At 74.3% G+C, this 19511-nt stretch carries 15 protein-coding genes; 5 read left to right on the top strand and 10 right to left on the bottom strand.

Annotation, left to right across the window (positions count from 1 at the left end; translation table 11 throughout):
- Nucleotides 1–11 precede the first annotated feature (11 nt).
- A complete protein-coding gene (locus PUR71_RS26275; RefSeq protein WP_329929671.1) occupies nucleotides 12–1487 on the bottom strand; it encodes an SDR family NAD(P)-dependent oxidoreductase in 1476 nt (491 codons plus the stop codon).
- A gap of 324 nt (nucleotides 1488–1811) precedes the next feature.
- On the opposite strand from PUR71_RS26275, the gene PUR71_RS26270 reads away from it, so the two are divergent.
- Nucleotides 1812–3251, top strand: a complete 1440-nt coding sequence (locus PUR71_RS26270) for a GuaB1 family IMP dehydrogenase-related protein (RefSeq protein WP_329929582.1) — start codon at nucleotides 1812–1814, stop codon at nucleotides 3249–3251.
- Here the strand turns inward: PUR71_RS26270 and PUR71_RS26265 are convergent.
- The 3 genes from PUR71_RS26265 to PUR71_RS26255 all read right to left on the bottom strand — a co-directional run bounded on the left by PUR71_RS26265 (nucleotide 3212) and on the right by PUR71_RS26255 (nucleotide 5767).
- A complete protein-coding gene (locus PUR71_RS26265; RefSeq protein WP_329929581.1) occupies nucleotides 3212–4105 on the bottom strand; it encodes a DUF5995 family protein in 894 nt (297 codons plus the stop codon). The genes PUR71_RS26270 and PUR71_RS26265 overlap by 40 nt on opposite strands.
- A 130-nt stretch (nucleotides 4106–4235) precedes the next feature.
- Nucleotides 4236–4625: a DUF3224 domain-containing protein gene (locus PUR71_RS26260; RefSeq protein WP_329929580.1), complete on the bottom strand. Its 390-nt coding sequence runs from the start codon at nucleotides 4623–4625 to the stop codon at nucleotides 4236–4238.
- Nucleotides 4626–4729: 104 nt separating this feature from the next.
- The gene (locus PUR71_RS26255; RefSeq protein WP_329929579.1) at nucleotides 4730–5767 is read right to left on the bottom strand and encodes a PP2C family protein-serine/threonine phosphatase; all 1038 of its coding nucleotides are present in this window, start codon (nucleotides 5765–5767) and stop codon (nucleotides 4730–4732) included.
- Between the two features lie 199 nt (nucleotides 5768–5966).
- Between PUR71_RS26255 and PUR71_RS26250 the strand changes: the two genes are divergently transcribed.
- The 3 genes from PUR71_RS26250 (at nucleotide 5967) to PUR71_RS26240 (ending at nucleotide 8849) form a co-directional block, all read left to right on the top strand.
- On the top strand, nucleotides 5967–6923 hold the full coding sequence (locus PUR71_RS26250) for an RluA family pseudouridine synthase (RefSeq protein WP_329929578.1): 957 nt from the start codon (nucleotides 5967–5969) through the stop codon (nucleotides 6921–6923).
- Between the two features lie 94 nt (nucleotides 6924–7017).
- The gene (locus PUR71_RS26245) at nucleotides 7018–7785 is read left to right on the top strand and encodes an SDR family NAD(P)-dependent oxidoreductase (RefSeq protein WP_329929577.1); all 768 of its coding nucleotides are present in this window, start codon (nucleotides 7018–7020) and stop codon (nucleotides 7783–7785) included.
- Nucleotides 7782–8849 (top strand): S-adenosylmethionine:tRNA ribosyltransferase-isomerase, encoded by a 1068-nt coding sequence (locus tag PUR71_RS26240; protein ID WP_329929576.1) that lies wholly within the window; start codon nucleotides 7782–7784, stop codon nucleotides 8847–8849. Before PUR71_RS26245 ends, PUR71_RS26240 begins: the two co-directional genes overlap by 4 nt.
- Before the next feature lie 27 nt (nucleotides 8850–8876).
- On the opposite strand, the gene PUR71_RS26235 is transcribed toward PUR71_RS26240, so the two are convergent.
- From PUR71_RS26235 to PUR71_RS26225, 3 genes are all read right to left on the bottom strand, one after another.
- A complete protein-coding gene (locus PUR71_RS26235; protein WP_329929575.1) occupies nucleotides 8877–9284 on the bottom strand; it encodes a nuclear transport factor 2 family protein in 408 nt (135 codons plus the stop codon).
- Between the two features lie 132 nt (nucleotides 9285–9416).
- Entirely contained in the window at nucleotides 9417–13100 is a 3684-nt protein-coding gene (locus PUR71_RS26230) for a SpoIIE family protein phosphatase (RefSeq protein WP_329929574.1), read from the bottom strand.
- A 367-nt stretch (nucleotides 13101–13467) separates the two neighbouring features.
- A complete protein-coding gene (locus tag PUR71_RS26225) occupies nucleotides 13468–14928 on the bottom strand; it encodes an MFS transporter (RefSeq protein ID WP_329929573.1) in 1461 nt (486 codons plus the stop codon).
- A gap of 127 nt (nucleotides 14929–15055) precedes the next feature.
- On the opposite strand from PUR71_RS26225, the gene PUR71_RS26220 reads away from it, so the two are divergent.
- Nucleotides 15056–15589 carry a winged helix-turn-helix transcriptional regulator gene (locus PUR71_RS26220; protein WP_329929572.1) on the top strand — a complete coding sequence of 178 codons (534 nt, stop codon included), beginning with the start codon at nucleotides 15056–15058 and terminating at the stop codon, nucleotides 15587–15589.
- A 105-nt stretch (nucleotides 15590–15694) separates the two neighbouring features.
- Here the strand turns inward: PUR71_RS26220 and PUR71_RS26215 are convergent, their stop codons facing one another.
- The 3 genes from PUR71_RS26215 to PUR71_RS26205 form a co-directional block, all read right to left on the bottom strand.
- The gene (locus tag PUR71_RS26215; protein ID WP_329929571.1) at nucleotides 15695–16891 is read right to left on the bottom strand and encodes an alpha/beta hydrolase family protein; all 1197 of its coding nucleotides are present in this window, start codon (nucleotides 16889–16891) and stop codon (nucleotides 15695–15697) included.
- A 127-nt stretch (nucleotides 16892–17018) separates the two neighbouring features.
- Nucleotides 17019–18203: a thiolase family protein gene (locus PUR71_RS26210; protein WP_329929570.1), complete on the bottom strand. Its 1185-nt coding sequence runs from the start codon at nucleotides 18201–18203 to the stop codon at nucleotides 17019–17021.
- 176 nt (nucleotides 18204–18379) lie between these two features.
- Nucleotides 18380–19432, bottom strand: coding sequence for a serine hydrolase domain-containing protein (locus tag PUR71_RS26205; protein ID WP_329929569.1), 1053 nt, complete (start codon nucleotides 19430–19432; stop codon nucleotides 18380–18382).
- Nucleotides 19433–19511 lie beyond the last annotated feature (79 nt).

Here is a 19511-nt window from a genome sequence, read left to right as displayed (position 1 = left end):
CCTTCGGGTGGTTACCAGTTGCCGCGCTCGTAGTCCTTGAGGAAGCAGCCGTACAGGTCCTCGCCCTGCTCACCGCGCACGATCGGGTCGTAGACCCGGGCCGCGCCGTCGACCAGGTCGAGCGGGGCGTGGAAGCCCTCGTCCGCCAGGCGCATCTTGTCCGGGTGCGGGCGCTCGTCGGTGATCCAGCCGGTGTCGACGGCGGTCATCAGGATGCCGTCGCTCTCGAACATCTCCTGCGCGCTCGTGCGCGTCAGCATGTTGAGCGCGGCCTTCGCCATGTTGGTGTGCGGGTGGCCGGCACCCTTGTAGCCGCGGGAGAAGACGCCCTCCATCGCGGACACGTTCACCACGTACTTGCGGCGCGACGCGGACGCGGCCATCGCCGGGCGCAGGCGGCTGATCAGGATGAACGGCGCGGTGGAGTTGCAGAGCTGCACCTCCAGCAGCTCCATCGGGCCGACCTCCGAGACGGTCTGCACCCAGCTGTTGGTGTCCGCGAGGTCGGGCACCAGGCCGCCGGCGTCGATCGCGGTGCCGGCCTCGATCCGGGCGGGCGTCGCGGAGCCGGTGACGAGCGCGAGCGAGGTGACGTCCTCGGCGGCCATCCGCCGGTCGGCCTCGCCCGCCTGGTGGGGGAGGGCGGGCAGGTCGATGCGGCCGCTGCCGAAGCGGCCGATCGTGGTCGCCTGCGGGAGCTCGCCGGCCGGCAGCGGCGCGGTCTCGGCGGCGACCAGCTCGCGGTAGGACTCCGGCGGGCGGCGGACGGTCTGCGCGGCGTTGTTGATCAGGATGTCCAGCGGGCCGTCCGCGGCGACCTCGTCCGCGAGCGCCATGACCTGGGCCGGGTCGCGCAGGTCGATCCCGACGATCTTGAGGCGGTGGATCCACTGGTCGCTGTCCGGCATCGCCTTGAAGCGGCGGATCGCGTCGTTGGGGAAACGGGTGGTGATCGTGGTGTGGGCGCCGTCGCGCAGCAGCATCAGCGCGATGTACATGCCGATCTTGGCCCGGCCGCCGGTGAGCAGCGCGCGCTTGCCGGTGAGGTCGGCGCGGGCGTCCCGGCGGGCCCGGTTGAGCGCCGCGCAGGGCTGGCACAGGTTGTGGTAGAAGGCGTCGACCTCGACGTAGCGCTTCTTGCACGTGTAGCAGGAGCGGGGCCGCTCCAGGATGCCCGCGATCTCGGTCGTGGTGACGGTGGTCAGGCCGAACGCGCCGGCCGTCTCGTCGTCGATCCGGCTGGGTGCGCCGGTGGCGGTGCGGGCGGTGACCGCGCGGTCGTTGGCGGTCTTGCGGGCCCGGGTCTCCTGGCGGCGGCGCTGCTTGAGCGTGCGGAATATGCCGCCGACGGCCTGGCGGACGGTGATCGCGTCCGGGTGGTCGACGTGCAGTTCGTCGAGCTCGGCGATCACCTCCAGGCAGAGCCGCAGGCGCTCGGGGTCGAGACCCGGACCGTAGTCGATCTCCTCCTCCGCGCCCTCCGTCAGGCCCTCTTCGAGGTGCTGTGCCGCTTCCCGCTGATCGATGCCCACGCCCGCTGCCGTTCCCGTTTCGCCTCGCCGTTACCGCGTGAATGCTACGGGAGTCGCCCCGGCCGGGGCGAAAAGTCGATCGCTTGGACGATCATCCAAGTCTACGCGCGGAGCTTTGATCTTGGTTTGTGCACAGCGCCAGCAATCGTCCCCGAACTGGCTTTTGTCCCGGCCCTCCCGGAGAATCGAATGTTGGGTGCCGGGCGCCCGAGTGCGCCCCGGCGGCATCGCCGCAACCGCACCCGAGGTGTACCTTCTCCCAGCCAGAGAGCCCCATTCATGCGCTTCCTGAACGACCTCAAGCCCTCGTACGACCTGACGTACGACGACGTCTTCATGGTCCCCAGCCGTTCCGCCGTGGGCTCCCGGCAGGCGGTCGACCTCTCGTCCAACGACGGCACCGGCACCACCATCCCCCTGGTGGTCGCCAACATGACCGCCATCGCGGGCCGCCGGATGGCCGAGACCGTCGCCCGCCGCGGCGGCCTGGTCGCCATCCCCCAGGACATCCCCACCGAGGTCATCGCCGAGGTCATCTCCTGGGTCAAGCACCGCCACCTGGTGTTCGACACCCCGATCACCCTCGCCCCCGGCGCCACCGTCGCCGAGGCCCTGTCGCTGCTGCCCAAGCGCGCGCACGGCGCCCTCGTCGTGGTCGAGGACGGCAAGCCCGTCGGCGTCGTCACCGACTCCGACTGCCAGGGCGTCGACCGCTTCACCAGCCTCGCCGACATCATGTCCCGCGACCTGCTGCTCCTCGACGAGGACGTCGACCCGCGCGCCGCCTTCGACAAGCTCTCCGAGGCCCACCGCAAGCTCGCCCCGGTCGTCGACGCCGAGGGCCGCCTGGTCGGCATCCTCACCCGCAAGGGCGCCCTGCGCGCCACCCTGTACACCCCCGCCGTCGACGACGCCGGCAAGCTGCGGATCGCCGCCACCGTCGGCATCAACGGCGACGTGGCCGGCAAGGCCAAGGCCCTCATCGAGGCCGGCGCCGACGTGCTGGTCGTCGACACCGCCCACGGCCACCAGGAGAGCATGATCAGCGCGCTGCGCGCCGTGCGCGGCCTGGACCCGCAGATCCCGATCGTGGCCGGCAACGTCGTCTCCGCGGCGGGCGTGCGCGACCTCGTCGAGGCGGGCGCCGACATCCTCAAGGTCGGTGTCGGCCCGGGCGCCATGTGCACCACCCGCATGATGACCGGCGTCGGCCGCCCGCAGTTCTCCGCCGTCCTGGAGTGCGCCGCCGAGGCGCGCCGGCTCGGCAAGCACGTGTGGGCCGACGGAGGTGTCCGCCACCCGCGCGACGTCGCCATGGCGCTGGCCGCCGGCGCCTCCAACGTCATGATCGGCTCCTGGTTCGCCGGCACCTACGAGTCCCCGGGCGACCTCCAGACCGCGGCCGACGGCCGCCAGTACAAGGAGAGCTTCGGCATGGCCTCGGCCCGCGCCGTGAGCAACCGCACCGCCCAGGACTCCACCTACGACCGCGCCCGCAAGGCGCTGTTCGAGGAGGGCATCTCGCACTCCCGGATGTTCATCGACCCGACCCGCCCGGGCGTCGAGGACCTGATCGACTCGATCGTGGCCGGCGTGCGCAGCTCCTGCACCTACGCGGGCGCCAACACGCTGGAGGAGTTCCAGGAGAAGGCGATCGTGGGCGTCCAGAGCGCGGCCGGCTACGCCGAGGGCAAGCCGCTGCACTCCAGCTGGGCCTGATCCGGACGGGCGGCGCGTCCGCCCGCACCGCCCCCGTCGGAGGTTTCGTCCGCCGGCCGGTTCCTCGCTTCGGGGAGCCGGCCGGCGGCCGTTCGCGCCGCCACATCCGCATCCGTGTCCGTGTCCGGGGCCTGCGCCTCGTGATGGAAGCCGAGCGGCAGCAGGAGCGCGCGGCCGAGCAGCCCCACCGAGCCGTCCAGTGCGGCGGCGAAGGCGTGCGCGGCGCACGGCACCCGGCGCAGTTCCCACAGTGCCCGCACCGCCGACCAGGCCGCCTCGCGGGCGGCGTCCACCGACCAGGCGCCCAGCAGGTGCGCGAGGGGCGCGGCCGGCTCCGGCAGCCCGTGCGCGCCCAGCAACTGCTCCCGGACGGCGGCCTCCACCTCGGCCAGCACTCCGTTGACCCGGTGGTAGTCGTCCTCGACGTCCTCCGGTTCGCAGCCGAGCCGCCCGCACGCGTCCAGGACGGCCAGCGGGAGGTCGTGCTGGATGTGCGCGTTCATCCCGGCCAGCGCGAACTGCAGCGGGTGCACCCCGGAGTGGGCGCGCAGCTCGAACAGCGGCCGCCAGCAGGCGGGCGGCTCCCGCCCGGCGGCGTCGGCCGCCACCGCGAGCAGGTACCGCCGCGCGAACACCACGTCCAGCACGGCCACCGCGGCCGGATCGGCGAAGTACGGGCCGCCGAGCCGCTCCCGGACGGCCTCCGTGACGGTGAGATAGGCCCGGTTGAACACCGCCACCCCGTCCGCCGGCACCAGCTCCGCCCCGAGCGCCCGCAGCCGGGCCACCACCCCGTCGACGGTGTCGTCCGCCGTCGTGTCCTGCACCGCCGTGCTCTCCACCGCACCGGGCATGCGCCACCCTCCGATGTCGATCGTGCACTGATCGCATCATCGTGGCAGTGTGCCCGGCCGCCCGGAGCGCGCGGCACGCAGCCGACCGGGGGACGGCCGACCGGGCGGCGGTCGGCGGAGGGCGGCGGCGTCAGCCCAGGTCGTACTCCAGGACGTAGGTGTGCGCGCCGTCCTCGCCGACGGTCAGGTGGAACTCCCCGGTGAGCCCGGCCAGCTCGCCCGAGCCGGTGCCCGGGACGACGCGTATCGTCACGCCGGTGGTGTCCCAGGCGGCGTGCTGGAGCACGAACGAGCCCTTCCGCCCGTCCAGTTCACCCGTCACGTGCTCCACCGCGACGTACGAGGCCGGAGCGCCCGCCGCGTCCCCCACGGACGTCATCCGCACCTCGCTCGTGCCGGTGATCCCGCCCGTGAACGTCTTGGCGACCCGGATCCGGCCGAACGCCGCACCCGCCCGCTCCTCCGTCTCCACCGGTTCGAAGGCGTTCAGCTCGAACGCCCCGCTCGCCCTGTGCCCCATGGCCCTCTCCCCTCGACGAACGTCCGCGACCGACACCCCGTCGACCGCGATCAGAGCCTTGCACACGGCGCTGACAATCGCGCCCCGCGCGGTGAAAGCCCTGGTCATCGCTCCGCGCGCTGCTCCCAGCGGATCGCGAGCAGCGCCGCGTCGTCCGCGAGCCCGATCGGCCCCACCCAGTCGTCGACGTCCGCCAGCACGCCGTCCAGCAGGTCCGCAGGCTGCCCCGCGTGCACACCGGGGAGCCGGTCCGCGAGCGGGTAGAACACCCCGTCGGCGTTCCGGGCCTCCGAGACGCCGTCGGTGTACAGGAGCAGCAGATCGCCCGGCCGAGGCTCGAAGCGCCCCACCGGGTACCCGCCGCCGGTCAGCCCGAGAAGTCCCAGCGGCGGTGCCGACGCCTCGGGCTCCAGCTCGCCCACCCGGCCCGCGCGGCGCACCAGCGGGTGCGGATGGCCGCAGTTCACGACCGCCACCGGCTCCCGGCCCGGCGGCACGCTCAGCAGCAGCGCGGTCGCGAACCGCCCGTCGTCCGGCCGTGCGGCGAGCGCCGCGTCGAGGCGCTCCGCGAGCCGCCCGAGGTCGGGCTCGGTGCGCGCGCCCTCCCGGAACACCCCCAGCACGTCCGCCGCCGTCTCCACCGACGGCAGCCCGTGCCCCTGGACGTCCCCGAGCAGGATCCGCACCCCGAACCGGGTGTCGAGGACGGCGTACAGGTCCCCGCCGATCCGCGCCTCGGCGGCCGCCGCCACGTACCGAACGGCCAGCCGCAGCCGGCCGATCCGCTCCGGGGGCGGCCGCAACAGCGCTCGCTGCGCGGCCTCGGCCACCGTGCGGACCTGGAACAGTTCCCGTTCGCGGGCCGCCACCAGCAGCACGTTGGCGGCGCTGGCCAGCGTCGCGGCGAGGACGGTCACCAGCACGCTGACCCGGACGGCGGCCGGCAGGTGCTCGTTGGCGGTCTCCAGCGCGCCCACCGCGAGCAGCGCGGCCGCACCGACCAGGAGCGGTACCCGCGCCTTCCTGGTGGTGGCCCCGGCCAGCACCGGTGCGACCGCCAGCAGCGGGGAGAGCGTCGTGCCGGGCCCGCTCACCAGGTCGGCCACGACGGTGCCGGCGAGCAGCAGGAACGCGCCGTACAACAACCCCCGTGTCCGCCGCGGCAAGTGCAACGGCGGCAAGTCCCCCGGCCCGTCCTCCTCCTCGATCACCCCTCCACTTTCCCCGCGCCCCCGGCGCCCGGCACGTCGACCCGCCGGAGGCCACCCGCGGCCCGGCGGGCTCCCGCCGTGCCCCCGTCGGCCGGGCCGCCACCCCGCCCGACTAGGCTGGGGGACCGAGATGAGACGCAAGAGCCGCCGCCCGGCCTCCCCCCTTCCGCAGCGCAACGGCGTGGACCCCGTGCACCTGAGGCTGCCGCTCGAGGGGCCCTGGGAGACCGTCCGGGCGTACCTCGTCGAGCGGCTGGCCGCCGTCGGCGCGCAGCGCGTCGACACCGCGCTGCGCGGGCGGGAGATCGTGGGCGAGGACGGGCCGGTCGCGCCGGACGAGCCGTTCCGGCCCGGCGGGCACCTGTGGTTCTACCGGGACCTCCCCGACGAGGTCCCGGTGCCGTTCGAGCTCGCCGTCGTGCACCGCGACGAGCACCTGGTCGTCGTCGACAAGCCGCACTTCCTGGCCACCACCCCGCGCGGCAAGCACGTCGTCGAGACGGCGCTGTCGCGGTTGCGGCACGGACTCGACCTGCCCGCGCTCAGCCCCGCGCACCGGCTCGACCGGCTCACCGCGGGGCTCGCGCTGTTCGTCGTGCGGCCCGAGGAGCGCGGCGCCTACCAGACGCTCTTCCGCGACCGCCTGGTCCGCAAGGAGTACGAGGCCGTCGCCCCCCACGACCCCGCGCTGGGCCTGCCGCGGACCGTCCGCAGCCACATCGTGAAGGAGCGCGGGGTGATCGCGGCCCGGGAGGTCGACGCCCCGCCGAACAGCGAGAGCCGGATCGACCTGCTGGAACGGCGCGACGGCCTCGGCCGCTACCGGCTCCGGCCGCTCAGCGGGCGCACGCACCAGCTGCGGCTGCACATGTCCGGCCTGGGCGTGCCGATCCTGGGCGATCCGGTGTACCCGGTGGTGCTGCCCGAGCCGGCCGCGGACGACTTCCGAAGGCCGCTCCAACTGCTCGCCACCGTCGTGGAGTTCACCGATCCGGTGACCGGCCGCGAGCACCGCTTCGAGAGCCGCCGCACCCTGGCCGCCTGGACCGACCCCGAGGGCTGGGCGGCCGGGGCCGAGGGCTCCTGAGGGACGGACCCCGGCGGCTTAGGACCAACGGACGACCGGGGCCCGGTCCCGGTGGCCGATCCGGGACCCGGGCACCCGGGGTGATCGTGGGGGCATGAACGCAGCACAGCACACCGCCCCCACCGCCCCGACCCGCGTCGCCGTCGTCACCGGGGCCTCTCGAGGACTGGGCCTGGCTCTCGCCGAGGCGCTCGCAGCCGACGGCTGGCAGCTGGTGATCACCGCCCGGGGCGCCGCCGGGCTCGCCGCCGCCGAGGCCCGGCTGGGCGCCGTCACCGAGGTCGTCGCACTGCGGGGCTCGATCGTGGACGACGACCACCGCGCCCGCCTCGCCGAGGCCGCCGCCGCGCTCGGCGGCGCGAGCCTCCTGATCAACAACGCCGGGACCCTCAACGGCACGGACGACGCCCACGCCGAACCCCTGCCCCGGCTCGCCGACGCGCCGCTGCCCGGACTCCTGGAGACGTTCGAGGTCAACGCGCTCGCCCCGATCGCGCTGACCCAGCTCGTCCTGCCGCAGCTGCGCGCCCACGGCGGCGCGGTGCTGAACATCAGCTCCGACGCGGCCGTCGTGCCGTACGTCGGCTGGGGCGGCTACGGCGCGAGCAAGGCGGCGCTCGACCTCGCTACCGCCGTACTCGCCCGGGAGGAGCCGGAGTTGCGGGTCTGGGCGGTCGATCCGGGCAGCATGCGGACCTCGATGCTCCGGGCCGCGAGCCCCGGCGAGGACATCTCCGGCGAGCCGCTGCCGGAGGAGGTCGCCCCCGCCCTGCTCGGCCTGCTCCGTGAGGGCGCGCCGTCCGGCCGCTACCGCGCGGAGGACCTCGCGGCGGCTTCGAGCGCGGTCCGGGGTGGGCGATGACCGTCCTCACCGAGCTCGGCCCCGACTTCACCGTCCCGCCCGAACTCTCCGCCCGCGCACCGGCGGAGGCCCGCGGCCAGGCGCGCGACGGCGTCCGGATGCTGGTCGGCCGGCGCGACCGCGACACCGTGGAGCACCACCGCTTCGCCGACCTGCCCGAGGTGCTGCGCCCGGGCGACCTGCTGGTGGTCAACGACTCCGCGACGATCCCGGCGGCCCTGCCCGGCCGGCTGCCTGACGGGACGCCCGTCGCGCTGCATCTGTTCTCGGCCCAGCCGGACCGACGTGGGGCGTTCCTGGTGGAGTTGCGCCGCGTGGTGCCCGGGAGGGCGGCGGAGTACTACCCGCCCCAGGACAGTCCGGCCCGCCCGGGGCTGCGGGTCGGACTGCCGGCCGGCGGCGCCGCCGAGCTGACCGCGCCTTTCACCGCCCGCCTCTGGTTCGCCGAACTCGACCTCCCCGCAGCGCTGTTGCCGTACCTCTCGCTCCACGGCCGGGCGATCCGGTACGGCTACGTGGACCGGGACTGGCCCATGGAGGTGTACCAGACGGCGTTCGCCACCGTCCCCGGCAGCAGTGAAATGCCCAGCGCGGCACGCCCGTTCACGACGGAGGTGGTAGCCCGCCTGGCCGGGCGCGGGGTGCTGCTCGCGCCGATCACCCTGCACACCGGCGTCGCGTCCCCGGAGGCGCACGAGGCGCCGTACGCGGAGCGGTTCCGCGTCCCGGCCTCGACCGCCCGCCTGGTGGGCCACGTCCGGGCGGGCGGCGGCCGGGTGATCGCCGTCGGCACCACCGCGGTGCGGGCGCTGGAGTCCGCCGCCGGCCCGGACGGGACGGTCCACGAAGCCGACGGCTGGACGGACTCGGTGGTCACTCCGGAGCGCGGAGTGCGTGCCGTCGACGGCCTCCTGACCGGCTGGCACGAGCCGCGCGCCTCCCACCTCCAGTTGCTGGCCGCCGTCGCCGGCCTTCCGCTCCTCGCCCGCTGCTACCGCGAGGCCGTCCGCAACCGGTACCTCTGGCACGAGTTCGGCGATGTCAACCTGCTCCTGCCGTCGTGAGGGCCGCCCCCGAGGGGTCTCCCGCACTCAGGCGAAGAGCGTCCGCGCGACGTGGTCGGTGTCGAGGTACTCGCGGACGGCGGTGATCAGGCCGTCCTCGACGGTGAACACGGCCGCGCAGTGGTTCTCGTACGCGCTGCCGTTCGCGGCCGTCCCCTTGGCGGTCCACTCGGCGACGGCCTTCGGGCCGTCCGCGAGGACCTGGGTGAGCGTCACCTCCAGTGGGGTGTCCGGCGCGAAGAGGGTGCGCACCGAGCCGAGGAAGTCGCCGAGGATGACGTCCTTGCCGCGCCACACCCGCGACAGGGGGAGGGTGCCCGGGTACTCCCAGGTGGCGTCGTCGGCGAAGCAGGCGACGGCGGTCTCGAGGTCGCCCTCGGCGATCGCGGTGACGTAGGCGGTGACGACGGTGCGGGCGTCGAGCTGCTGGTTCACGGTGGCTCCTCTGGTGTCCTCCGGCGGGACTGTCCCGCCGTGCCACCAGAAGACCGCGCAGGGGCCGCCGTGGGCCAACAACCGCCGTGCGGCGGCGACAACCGACCGTTGTCGTGCCAGCTCGGGAACGGCTCACGGCGTGCCCGTCGTGCCGGGCGGCAGCTCCAGCTCGAACCAGACCACCTTGCCGTCCCCGGTCCGCCGACTGCCCCAGCGGTGGGCGAGCTCGTTGACGAGGTGCATGCCGCGCCCGCCCTCGTCCTCGGACCGGGCGAGCCGCATGCGCGGGGCCTCGCCCTCCTGGTCGGCGACCTCGACGGTGAGCACCCGGTTGCAGAACAGCCGCAGCTGGGTGGGGGATCCGGCGTGGACGAGGGCGTTGGTGATGAGTTCGCTGGTGAGCAGCTCGGCCCAGTCGGCGAGGGCGTCGAGCCCCCAGGCGGCGAGCGTCGTGCGGGTGAAGCGGCGCGAGTGCGCGACCATCGCGCGGTCGCCGGTGAGCGGCAGGGTCGCGATGCGGTCCGCGCCGACCGGGCGCACCTGGGCCATGATGACGGCGATGTCGTCCTCGGCGGTGCGGCCGGTGAGTTCGGCGAGGACGGCGTCGCAGGTCTGCTCCAGGGAGCGGCGCCGGTCGGCGATCGTGCGGCAGAGCAACTGGATGCCCTCGTCGAGGTCGTGACCGCGGCGCTCGACGAGTCCGTCGGTGTAGAGCGCGAGGATGGCTTCCTCGGGGAGGGTGAACTCGACGCTCTCGAACGGGACTCCGCCGACGCCGAGCGGTGCGCCGGGCGGCAGTTCGATCGTCCGGGCCGGGCCGCCGGGGCCGGCGACGACCGGGGGCAGGTGTCCGGCGCAGGCGGCGGTGCAGTGGCGGTCGACGGGGTCGTAGACGACGCACACGCAGGTTGCGAACTGCCCGTCCCCGAGCGCCGTGGTGGCCTCGTCGAGGCGGTGCAGGACGCGCGCCGGGTCGAGGTCAAGGGTGATCAACGTGCGGGCCACGGTGCGCAGTTGGCCCATGGTGGCGGCGGCCCGGATGCCGTGTCCCATGACGTCGCCGACGATCAGCGCGACCCGCCCGGCCGGCAGCGGCACGACGTCGAACCAGTCGCCGCCGACCTCGCTGACCACGCTGCTCGGCAGGTAGCGGTAGGCGATGTCCAGGCCGAGGGTGCGGTGGATCTCCTGGGGCAGCAGGCTGCGCTGGAGGGTGAGGGCGGTGTCGCGCTCGCGCCGGTAGAGCCGTCCGTTGTCGATCGCGAGGGCGGTGCGGGCGGCGAGCTCCTCGGCGAGCGACTGGTCGGCCGGCCCGAACGGCACCGGGTTGGTGGTGCGGATGAACTCCGCCCCGCCGAGTACGAGTCCGCGCGCCACCAGCGGCACCATCAGGTACGAGTGCACCCCCGCCGCCAGCCCGGGCTCCACCCGGTCGGGCGAGGCGACGATCCGGCGCAGGTCGTTCTCGGTGACCTCGGAGACGAGGATCGAGCGCCCGCTGCGCAGGCTCTCGGCGTACAGCGCGGCGGACTGCGAGGTCTCGCCGACGGCGTCGGCCGCGCCGGTCATGGTGCCGGCGGGGCCGACCTCGCCGACCGCGACCGCCCGCATCAGCACCGACCCGTCGGGCGGGACGGGCCCCGGTTCCTCGCCGCCGAGCACCGCGTCGCGCAGGTCGACGGTGACGAAGTCGGCGAAGCGCGGGATCACGACCTCCACCACCTCCCGTGCGGTGCGGTACAGATCGAGCGTGGTGCCGATCCGGGTGCTGGCGTCGTTGAGCAGCGACAGCCGTTGCTGCGCCGCCCACGCCTCGTCGAGCGCGCGCTGGCGGGCGGCGGCGGCGTCGCGCTCGCGGGTGAACAGCAGTGCGTTGTCGATGGACACGGCTGCCCGCACCGCCAACTCCCCGGCCAGTGCCAGGTCGTCGTCCTCGTAGGGGCGGTCGACGAGGGTGCGGTAGAAGCCCGCCACGCCGATCGGAGTGCCGCGCGCGATCAGCGGGACGACCATGAACGAGCGGACGTTCTGCTCGCGCACCGCCGCCGTGCGCACCGGGTCGTCGGCGAACCAGGCCAGGCCCTCCTCGTCCAACCGCTGCACCAGCACGGGCTTTCGGTGCGCCAGGGACCACGCGTACGGCGAGCCGGACCGGAAGCGCTGCACGCCGCCGGTCCGCTCGATCGGACGCAGGGTGGAGCCGTGCACGGAGTGGAAGGCCATCCGTCGCAGGAGCGCGGAGCCGTCCGGGGAGGGGCGGGCCTCGCGCTCGCCGCGAACGAGGTCGTCCAGCACCTCGACGACCACCGTGTCGGCCAGCCTCGGCGTCGCCACCTCGGCCAACTCCTGGGCGGTGCGGTCGATTTCGAGCGTGGTACCGATCCGGGTGGACGCCACGTTGACCAGCGCCAGCCGTTCCTGCGCGGCCTTCGCCTCCCGCAGTGCCTGCTGACGGGCCAGGACGGTCTGGTGCTGGCGCAGGTACAGCCGCGCGTTGTCGATCGCGACGGCGGCGCGCGTCGCCAGCTCGTCACCGAGCGTGATGTCCGCCTCGGCGAAGGACTCCCGGGCGCCGCGCCGCGAGTACACGATCATGCCGAGCGTCGTGCCGCGCGCCACCAGCGGGGTGATGCGCACCGAGCGCGGCCGGTCGCCGAGCGCGGCCTGGCGGCGGCTCTCGGTGATGCCCTCGCTGAGCAGCGGCAGCTCCCAGGACGGCACGACCACCGTCCGCCCGGTGGCGAGCGCCCGCGCGTACGGGGAGTCGTGCGGCAGCTCGTACACCGCGTCGACGGGCAGGGCCTCCGCCGGGTACAGCGGATCGGTGGACGCGAGGGCCAGGCGGCGCACCAGCAGCGGGGCGAGCTGCTCGGGCGGCTCGACGTTGCGTCCGGCGACCAGCGCTTCCAGGGCGAACACGCCACTGATGTCGGCCACCCTCGGGACCATCGCGTCGGCCAGTTCGCGGGCGGTCTGCCGCAGGTCGAGCGTGGTGCCGATGGAGGCCGTCGCGTCGACGAGCAGGGCCAGCCGCTCCTGCGCGCGGGCGGCGCGGGCGTCGGCGTGGAACTGCTTGCTGATGTCGATGACCGTCGAACTGACCCCGAGCACCCGCCCGCCCGGATCCTCCAGCCGGAAGTACGAGGCGGACCACGCGTGATCGTGCTTCGGATCGCCCGGGGTGCGGCCGTGCGAGCGCGTGTCCACGACCGGCGTGCCCGTCTCCAGCACCCGGCGCATCAACGCCTCCGCCTCGGCGCCGTTGATCCCGGGCAGCAGCTCGGTCAGCCGGTGGCCGACGTGCGCCCCGACCGACAGGCCGTTGACCCTGGCCAGCGCCTCGTTGAGGCGGACGAACCGCAGGTCGGCGTCGAAGACGCCCATGCCGACGGGGGACTGCGTGAAGAACCCGTCCAGGATCGCCAGGTCCGCCTGGATCCGGCGCAGCGTCGTGACGTCCGAGGCGACGGCCAGCACCAGCGGGCGCCCGCCGGGGCCGGCGATGGGATGGGTGCGGAACTCCAGGTTCACGGGGTGACCGTCCCGGTGCCGCACCGGGAACACCCCGGACCACGGCCGCCCGTCCAGGATCTGCTGGAACAGCTCCAGCACCTCGGGCCGCTCCTCGTCCGAGGTCAGCAACTGCGCGGCCTTCGCCCCGACCGCCTCCGCGGCGGTGTAACCGAGCAGTGCCTCGGCGTCGGCGCTCCAGTGCAGGATCCGCCCGTCGGCCTCTATCAGCGCCGTCGCGATCGGGACCATCAGCAGGGCGTCCTGCGGCGGCTCCCCCGTGCGCGGCTCGTTCACGTTCACCATGGCCAGAGAACCGTCCGGAGATCGCTTCCACCAGCCCTGCCATCTTCGCACGCACCCCCAGGCCCCCGCTCAGTGACGGAGCCCGGCCCCCGACCACCCGGTGCAGGCACCACAGCGGGGCTTCCGCCCTCACCGGCTCCGGCTCCCACGGTCACGAGAAGTCGACGCAGCCGACTTCTCACGCAGCGAGCCCGGCCACGGGACGTCGGCCCCACCGCCTCCCTCTGCTGGGTCGAGTTCCCGGGTGCGTGAAAGGTCGACCCGGCCGACTTCCTGCGGGTCGCGGGCCTGGCTGGCCCCACCGACTCCCCACTGGCCGGATTCGTCGGTGTGTGGAAAGTCGGCCCGGCCGACTTCCCGCGCGCCCTCAGCTGGCGGGGACGTGCTCTCGTGCGGGCGCCACCGCCTCCTCCCCGGCCCCGGGCCTCCGGGACTCCGCAGCTCGGGAGGCCAGCGCCAGCAGGGCTCCGGCGAAGCACAGGGCGGCCGCCACGACGACGGCTCGGTCGGTGCCCGCAGCCAGGGCACGGGCCGCTGCCTCGTGGCCGGGGGCGGTCGGGCGGGCGGAGGCGGCGACGGCCACGGTGACCGCGACGCCCAGGGCCGAACCCACGTACCGGGACGTGTTGTTGGCGCCGGAACCCATCGCCGCCCGGTGGGCCGGGACGCTGCTCACCGCGAGCCGGGCGAGGGCGGCGTTCAGCACGCCGCTGCCGATGCCCGCGACCGCGAGCCCGGGCGTCAGCCGGACCCACGTGGAGTGCGGGCCCAGCCCGTACAGGCCGGCCTCGCCGATGCCGCAGATCAGCAGCCCGACCGCGACCTGGGTGGTGGCCGCCAGGTGGGCCGCGAGCCGTCGGGCCTGGAGGGCGGCGAGGACCGAGATGCCCGACCAGACGGCCAGCACCCCGCCGACCGCCAGCGCCGACAGCCCGAGGACGCCCTGGAGCAGGGTGGGCAGGTAGCTCATGAAGCCGACCATCGACAGCCCGGTGAACATCGCCCCGCCTGTGGCCGCGATGAAGCCGGGGCTGCGGAACAGCGAGAGGTCCAGCATCGGTTCCCGGACCCTGGCCTCCACGAGGGCGAACAGTGCGAGCAGCAGCACTCCGAGTGCGAGCAGCACCAGTACGGCGGCCCGGTCCCAGCCGGTGCGGCCCTCGGCCAGTCCGGCGATCAGGGAGGTGGTCCCGGCGGCGAGGGTGAGGACGCCCCAGGGGTCGAGCGGGCGGGGCCGGTCGGCCCGTGACTCGGTGAGGACGGCGCGGGCGAGGGCCGCGAGCGCCGCGGACACGACGGCGAGCCCGCCGCCGACCGCTCGCCACCCGGCCCACTGCGCCACCAGTGCGCCGTAGACCGGGCCGATCGCGATGCCCAGGCCGACCGCCGCGCCCCACACGCCGAGCGCCTTGATCCGGGCCGGTCCGGGCGGGAACGCGTGGCTGATCAGCCCGAGCGCGGGCGCCAGGATCGCCGCCGAACCGGCGCCGAGCAGCACCCGGGCGGTGAGGTAGGAGGCGCCGCCGGGGGCGAGGGCGGCGAGCGCCTCGGCGGCGGCGAACAGCAGCACGCCGAAGGTGAAGACGCGCTTGCGCCCGTGGTCGTCGGCCGCGCTGCCGGCGGTGAGCAGCAGGGCCGAGATGCCGACGAGGGTGCCGGTGAGGATCCAGGTGCGGCCGGTGGCCCCGAGGTGGGCGGCCTCGGCGGTGGCGGCGAGCGAGGCGGTGGGCGCGGTGTAGGCGACGGTGACCAGCGCGGTGGCGACCGCGGTGGTGAACAGGGTGGCGCCGGGCCGGACGGGCGCGGGCCGGGTTGGTGCGGGGGACATCGGTGTTCCCTCCGGGAGCGGCGGTGGGTCCAGTGGGTCTGATGAACGAACCTGCTTTCCGGGCAGCACGCTACCACTATGAGTCTGTTGATTGAACCCATTGCTCGACTGGACTACGCTGGCCGCCATGGCGCTCGGAACCGACTACGAACTGCAGGACTGCGCACTCGCCCGCGCCCTGGAGGTGGTCGGCGAGCGCTGGAGCCTCCTGATCGTGCGCGACGCGTTCTACGGCGTGCAGCGCTTCAACGACTTCCTCGCCCACCTCGGCATCCCGCGGGCGGTCCTCACCGCCCGCCTCAACGCGCTCGTCGCCGCCGGGGTCCTGCGCAAGGAGCCGTACCAGCACGCGCCGCTGCGCCACGGCTACCTGCTCACCGAGGCCGGGCTCGAACTGTGGGCGCCGCTCTACCTGTTGAGCCGCTGGGGCGGCCGGCACGCCACCCCGGACGGTCCTCGTCACCTCTTCTCGCACGCCGCCTGCGGCGCCGACCTCGACCGCACGGGCGCGTGCCCGCACTGCGGCCAGTTCGTCCCGCCCGGCGAGGTCGTGATCCGACCCAATCCCGGCCTCAGCGGTGCCCCGCGCACCGACCCGGTCTCGCTCGCGCTGGCCGGCCCGCACCGGTTGCTCGAACCGCTCGCCTCGGCCGCCGCCTGACGCGCCCGCCTGACCCGCCCCCCGGCGCGAGCGGCACCGCACGCGGGAACGCCGACGAGGCCGCCGGCAGCATGCCGACGGCCCCGCAGCGCTCGCGACCGACGCCTACGCGTGGAAGTCGACCTCCGGGTTCTCCGCCGTCGGCCCGTCGAGGATCGGCTGGTCGATCCCCTTCAACTGCAGGTCGAAGAAGGCCCCGACGTACTCGCGCGTGAGCCAGAGCACGCGCTGGGTGGGGATCGTCCTGCCCTGGTCCGGGAGGCCGAGGGCGTCGAGGAACAGCGGGAAGTCGGTGAACGAGGGGTGGTTGGTGCCGGCGACGGTCAGCCAGCGCTTCCAGCCGTCGAGGTTGGGCCAGCTGTCGGTCCAGCTGGTGTCCTCCTGACCGTCCGGCAGGGGGTGTCCGATCATCAGGAACGGCTTGCCGCCGATGCCGGAGGCGGGCACCGTGACGTCCATGGTGCCGTCCAGGTCCACGCCGGCCTGGATCCGGTCGTCCGCGAGCAGGGCCGGGACGGTCGCCGCGCCGCCGGCGGAGTGACCGGCCATGCCGATGTGGTCGGGGTCGATCATGCGGGAGTAGCGCCAGGCCGGGTGCGGGTGGGCGGTCAGCCGGTCGAGGACGAAGGAGGCGTCCTTCGCGCGGCTGCGGTCCAGGCCCGCCCAGGCCTCCGGGGTCTTCAGTCGGCCGCACATGACGCAGGGGAGCGTCTGCCCGTCGGGGAAGGTCGTCCCGGTGTTCTCGTAGGTGTGGTCGATCAGCGCGACGACGTAGCCGCGGCTGGACAGGTCCTCGGCAAGGCTGGTCAGCGACGTGCGCGGCATGGTGAAGCCGGGCGAGAGGAGGACCAGCGGGTACCGGCCGGGCGCGGGGCGCGCGCCGGACTCGGCCCAGGTCCTGGCGTCGGTGAGCGCCTCGGTCGGGATGGTGTTCCCCGGCAGTTTCGTGTCCAGCAGCATCCGTGCCGCCCCGGGCGTCATGTACGGGGCCGGGCCGCCGGTGCCCGCCTTGGCGGGGTAGTACACCGACACCATCAGCTGGCGCGGACCCGCCGACGGCACCCACGGGTCGGGCCGGTCCTGGTCGACGAGGTGGAGGACCTCCCGCCCGACCGCGTGCGGCCCGGTCGGGCGGGGGAGTTCGACGTGGACCGCGGCCGGCACGGTGGCGTGCGCGCCGACCCTACCGGGGGAGGCGGCCGGTGCGGGCGGAGCGGCCAGCGCGGGTGCGGCGGCGACGACGGACAGCGGCAGGGCGAGCAGCAAGGCCGCCGCCGCGGCAGTACGACGAATTCCGGTCATGCGAGGACCGTACGTGCCGGACAGCGGAGTTGACGTCGCCTCAGCGGCGTAAGGGTTCCGCCGGAGAGTACGACGGCCGTCGGCGTACGGCCCCTACGGGCACCCGTAGGGGTGCACCGCCCCGCCGTCAGTCGAGCGACTCCAGGATCGTCGCGTTGGCCAGGCCGCCCGCCTCGCACATCGTCTGCAACGCGTACCGCGCGCCGCGCCGGCGCATCTCGTGGACCAGGGTGGTCATCAGCCGGGTGCCGCTCGCGCCCAGCGGGTGGCCGAGGGCGATCGCGCCGCCGTTGACGTTGAGCCTGGCCGGGTCGGCCCCGGTCTCCTGGAGCCAGGCCAGGACGACGCTTGCGAACGCCTCGTTCACCTCGAACAGGTCGATGTCGGCGAGCGAGAGCCCGGAGCGGCGCAGCACCTTCTCGGTGGCGGGCAGCACGCCGGTGAGCATCAGCAGCGGGTCCGAGCCGGTGACCGCGAAGGAGTGCAGGCGGGCCAGCGGGCGCAGGCCGAGCCGGGCCGCGGTCTCGCTGCTGGTGATCAGGACGGCGGAGGCGCCGTCGTTGATCGGGCTGCTGTTGCCCGCCGTGACCGACCACGAGATCTGCGGGAAGCGCTCCGCGTGGGCCGGGTCCTCGAAGGCGGGGCGGAGCCCGGCGAGCACCTCGGGGGTGGTGCCCGGCCGCACCGACTCGTCCATGGTCACGTGCCCGTTCGGCGTGGGCACCGGCGTGAGTTCGGCCGCGAACACGCCGTCCGCGTGGGCCCGCGCCGCCTTGGCGTGCGACTCGGCGGCGAAGACGTCCATCTCCTCGCGCGAGATCGACCACTTCGCGGCGATCAGCTCGGCGCTGACGCCCTGCGGGACCAGCCCGCCCGGGTAGCGGGCGGCGACGGACGCGCCGAACGGATCGGCGCCGGGTGGCACGTTGGACCACATCGGCACGCGGCTCATCGACTCGATCCCGCACGCGACCACGATGTCGTAGGCGCCCGCGATCACGCCCTGCGCGGCGAAGTGCACCGCCTGCTGCGAGGAGCCGCACTGCCGGTCGACCGTGGTCGCCGGAACGGAGTCCGGGAACCCGGCCGCGAGCCACGCGTAGCGGGTGGTGTTCATCGCCTGCTCGGCGACCTGGTCGACGCAGCCGCCGATCACGTCGTCGACCAGGGCCGGGTCGATGCCGCTGCGCCCGATCAGGGCCTGGAGCGTGTGCGCGAGCAGTTCGACCGGGTGGACGCCGGCCAGCGAGCCTCCCGGCTTGCCCTTGCCGACGGGGGTGCGGACCGCTTCGACGATCACGGCGTCACGCATGACGGCCGCCCTTCTGGATGAGTGGGGCCCGAGGGTGGTTGGAAAAGCAAACTCACTATAGGTCGAGTGAGTTCGAGAATCCAACCCTCCGAGGATCCAGCCCTCCGAAAATCCAGTCCTCTGGGTGTCGCCCCCCGGCTCTCCCGGCCGACTTCCGAAGTGACGTCCGGTGCCGACTATGCCGACGTCGCGAACTCGTTCTGCAGCCTGCGCAGCAGCGCCGTCCCCGCCGAATCGGCCGATCGCCCGCTGTTGACCAGGACCACCACCCCCACCTGCTTCTTCGGATCGAAGGCCACGAAGGACCGGAAGCCGCCCGTGCCGCCGTTGTGCCAGATCTGCAGGTGGCCGCCCTGCTGGGTGTGCAGGCGGTGACCGAGCCACCCCAGGTGCATCCAGGCGAACGGATTGACGCGGTGCCGCACCTCCCTGGTGAGCGCGATCGCGGGCGCCAGCGGCCCGTCCGGCTCGCGGCCGGCGGCCAGCTGGGCCCGCAGGAGTATCGCGAGGTCGGTGGCGGTCGAGCGGAGCGCCCCCATGCCTCCCAGGTCGGCGAGGTCCCAGTAGGGCACCGGCCGTCCGGCCGCCGAATGCCCGCGGGCGAGCCGGTCGGACTGTTCCTCGCCGGGTGTCACGACGGTGTCCCCGAGCCCGAGCGGCGCGCAGACCTCCCGGTGCACCAGTGCCTCGTAGCCGACCCCGGCCCGCTCGGCCAGCGCGAGACCGAGCAGCCCGGCGCCGAGGTTGGAGTAGCGGAAGCTGCGCCCCGGCACCGAGCGCAGCTTGGTGCGGCCGAGCCCGGCGAGGACGTGCTCCGCCGTGCAGCGCGCGTACGGATCGGACCGGCGCGAGGTGAGCAGGCCGGCCACCAGGACGCCCCGTGGCAGCCGGGGGAGCCCCGAAGTGTGCGTGGCGAGGTCCTTCAGGGTGATCTCCCGCCCGCGTCGGCCGGGGAGCGCGGTGCCGTCGGGGAGGAGCGCGGCGACCGGCTCCTCCAGGGCGGTGGAGCCGTCGAGCACCAGCCGGGCGAGTACGAGCGAGGTGAACACCTTGGTGACGGAACCGATTTCGAACAGCGTGCGCGGTCCGGGCGCGCCGCCGCCCGGCCCGGTGCGCCCGGCGCCGTGGATCTCCACGGCGCCGCCAGCCAGCCCGGCGACCACCGCGCCGACGTGCTGGCCCGCGAGCCGGTCGGCGGTCCGCTGGACGAGGCAGGCGAGTTCGTTCATGTCTGTGAGCCTAGAGCCGCCCACCTGCCGATTCGTCAGCCCTCATGCTGATCTGCGCCGCCCTCCCGTGCGTCCACAG

The sequence above is a fragment of the Streptomyces sp. SP17BM10 genome (genome assembly GCF_036322405.1).
GTDB lineage: Bacteria > Actinomycetota > Actinomycetes > Streptomycetales > Streptomycetaceae > Kitasatospora.
This window is presented reverse-complemented; position numbering and strand designations above follow the sequence as displayed.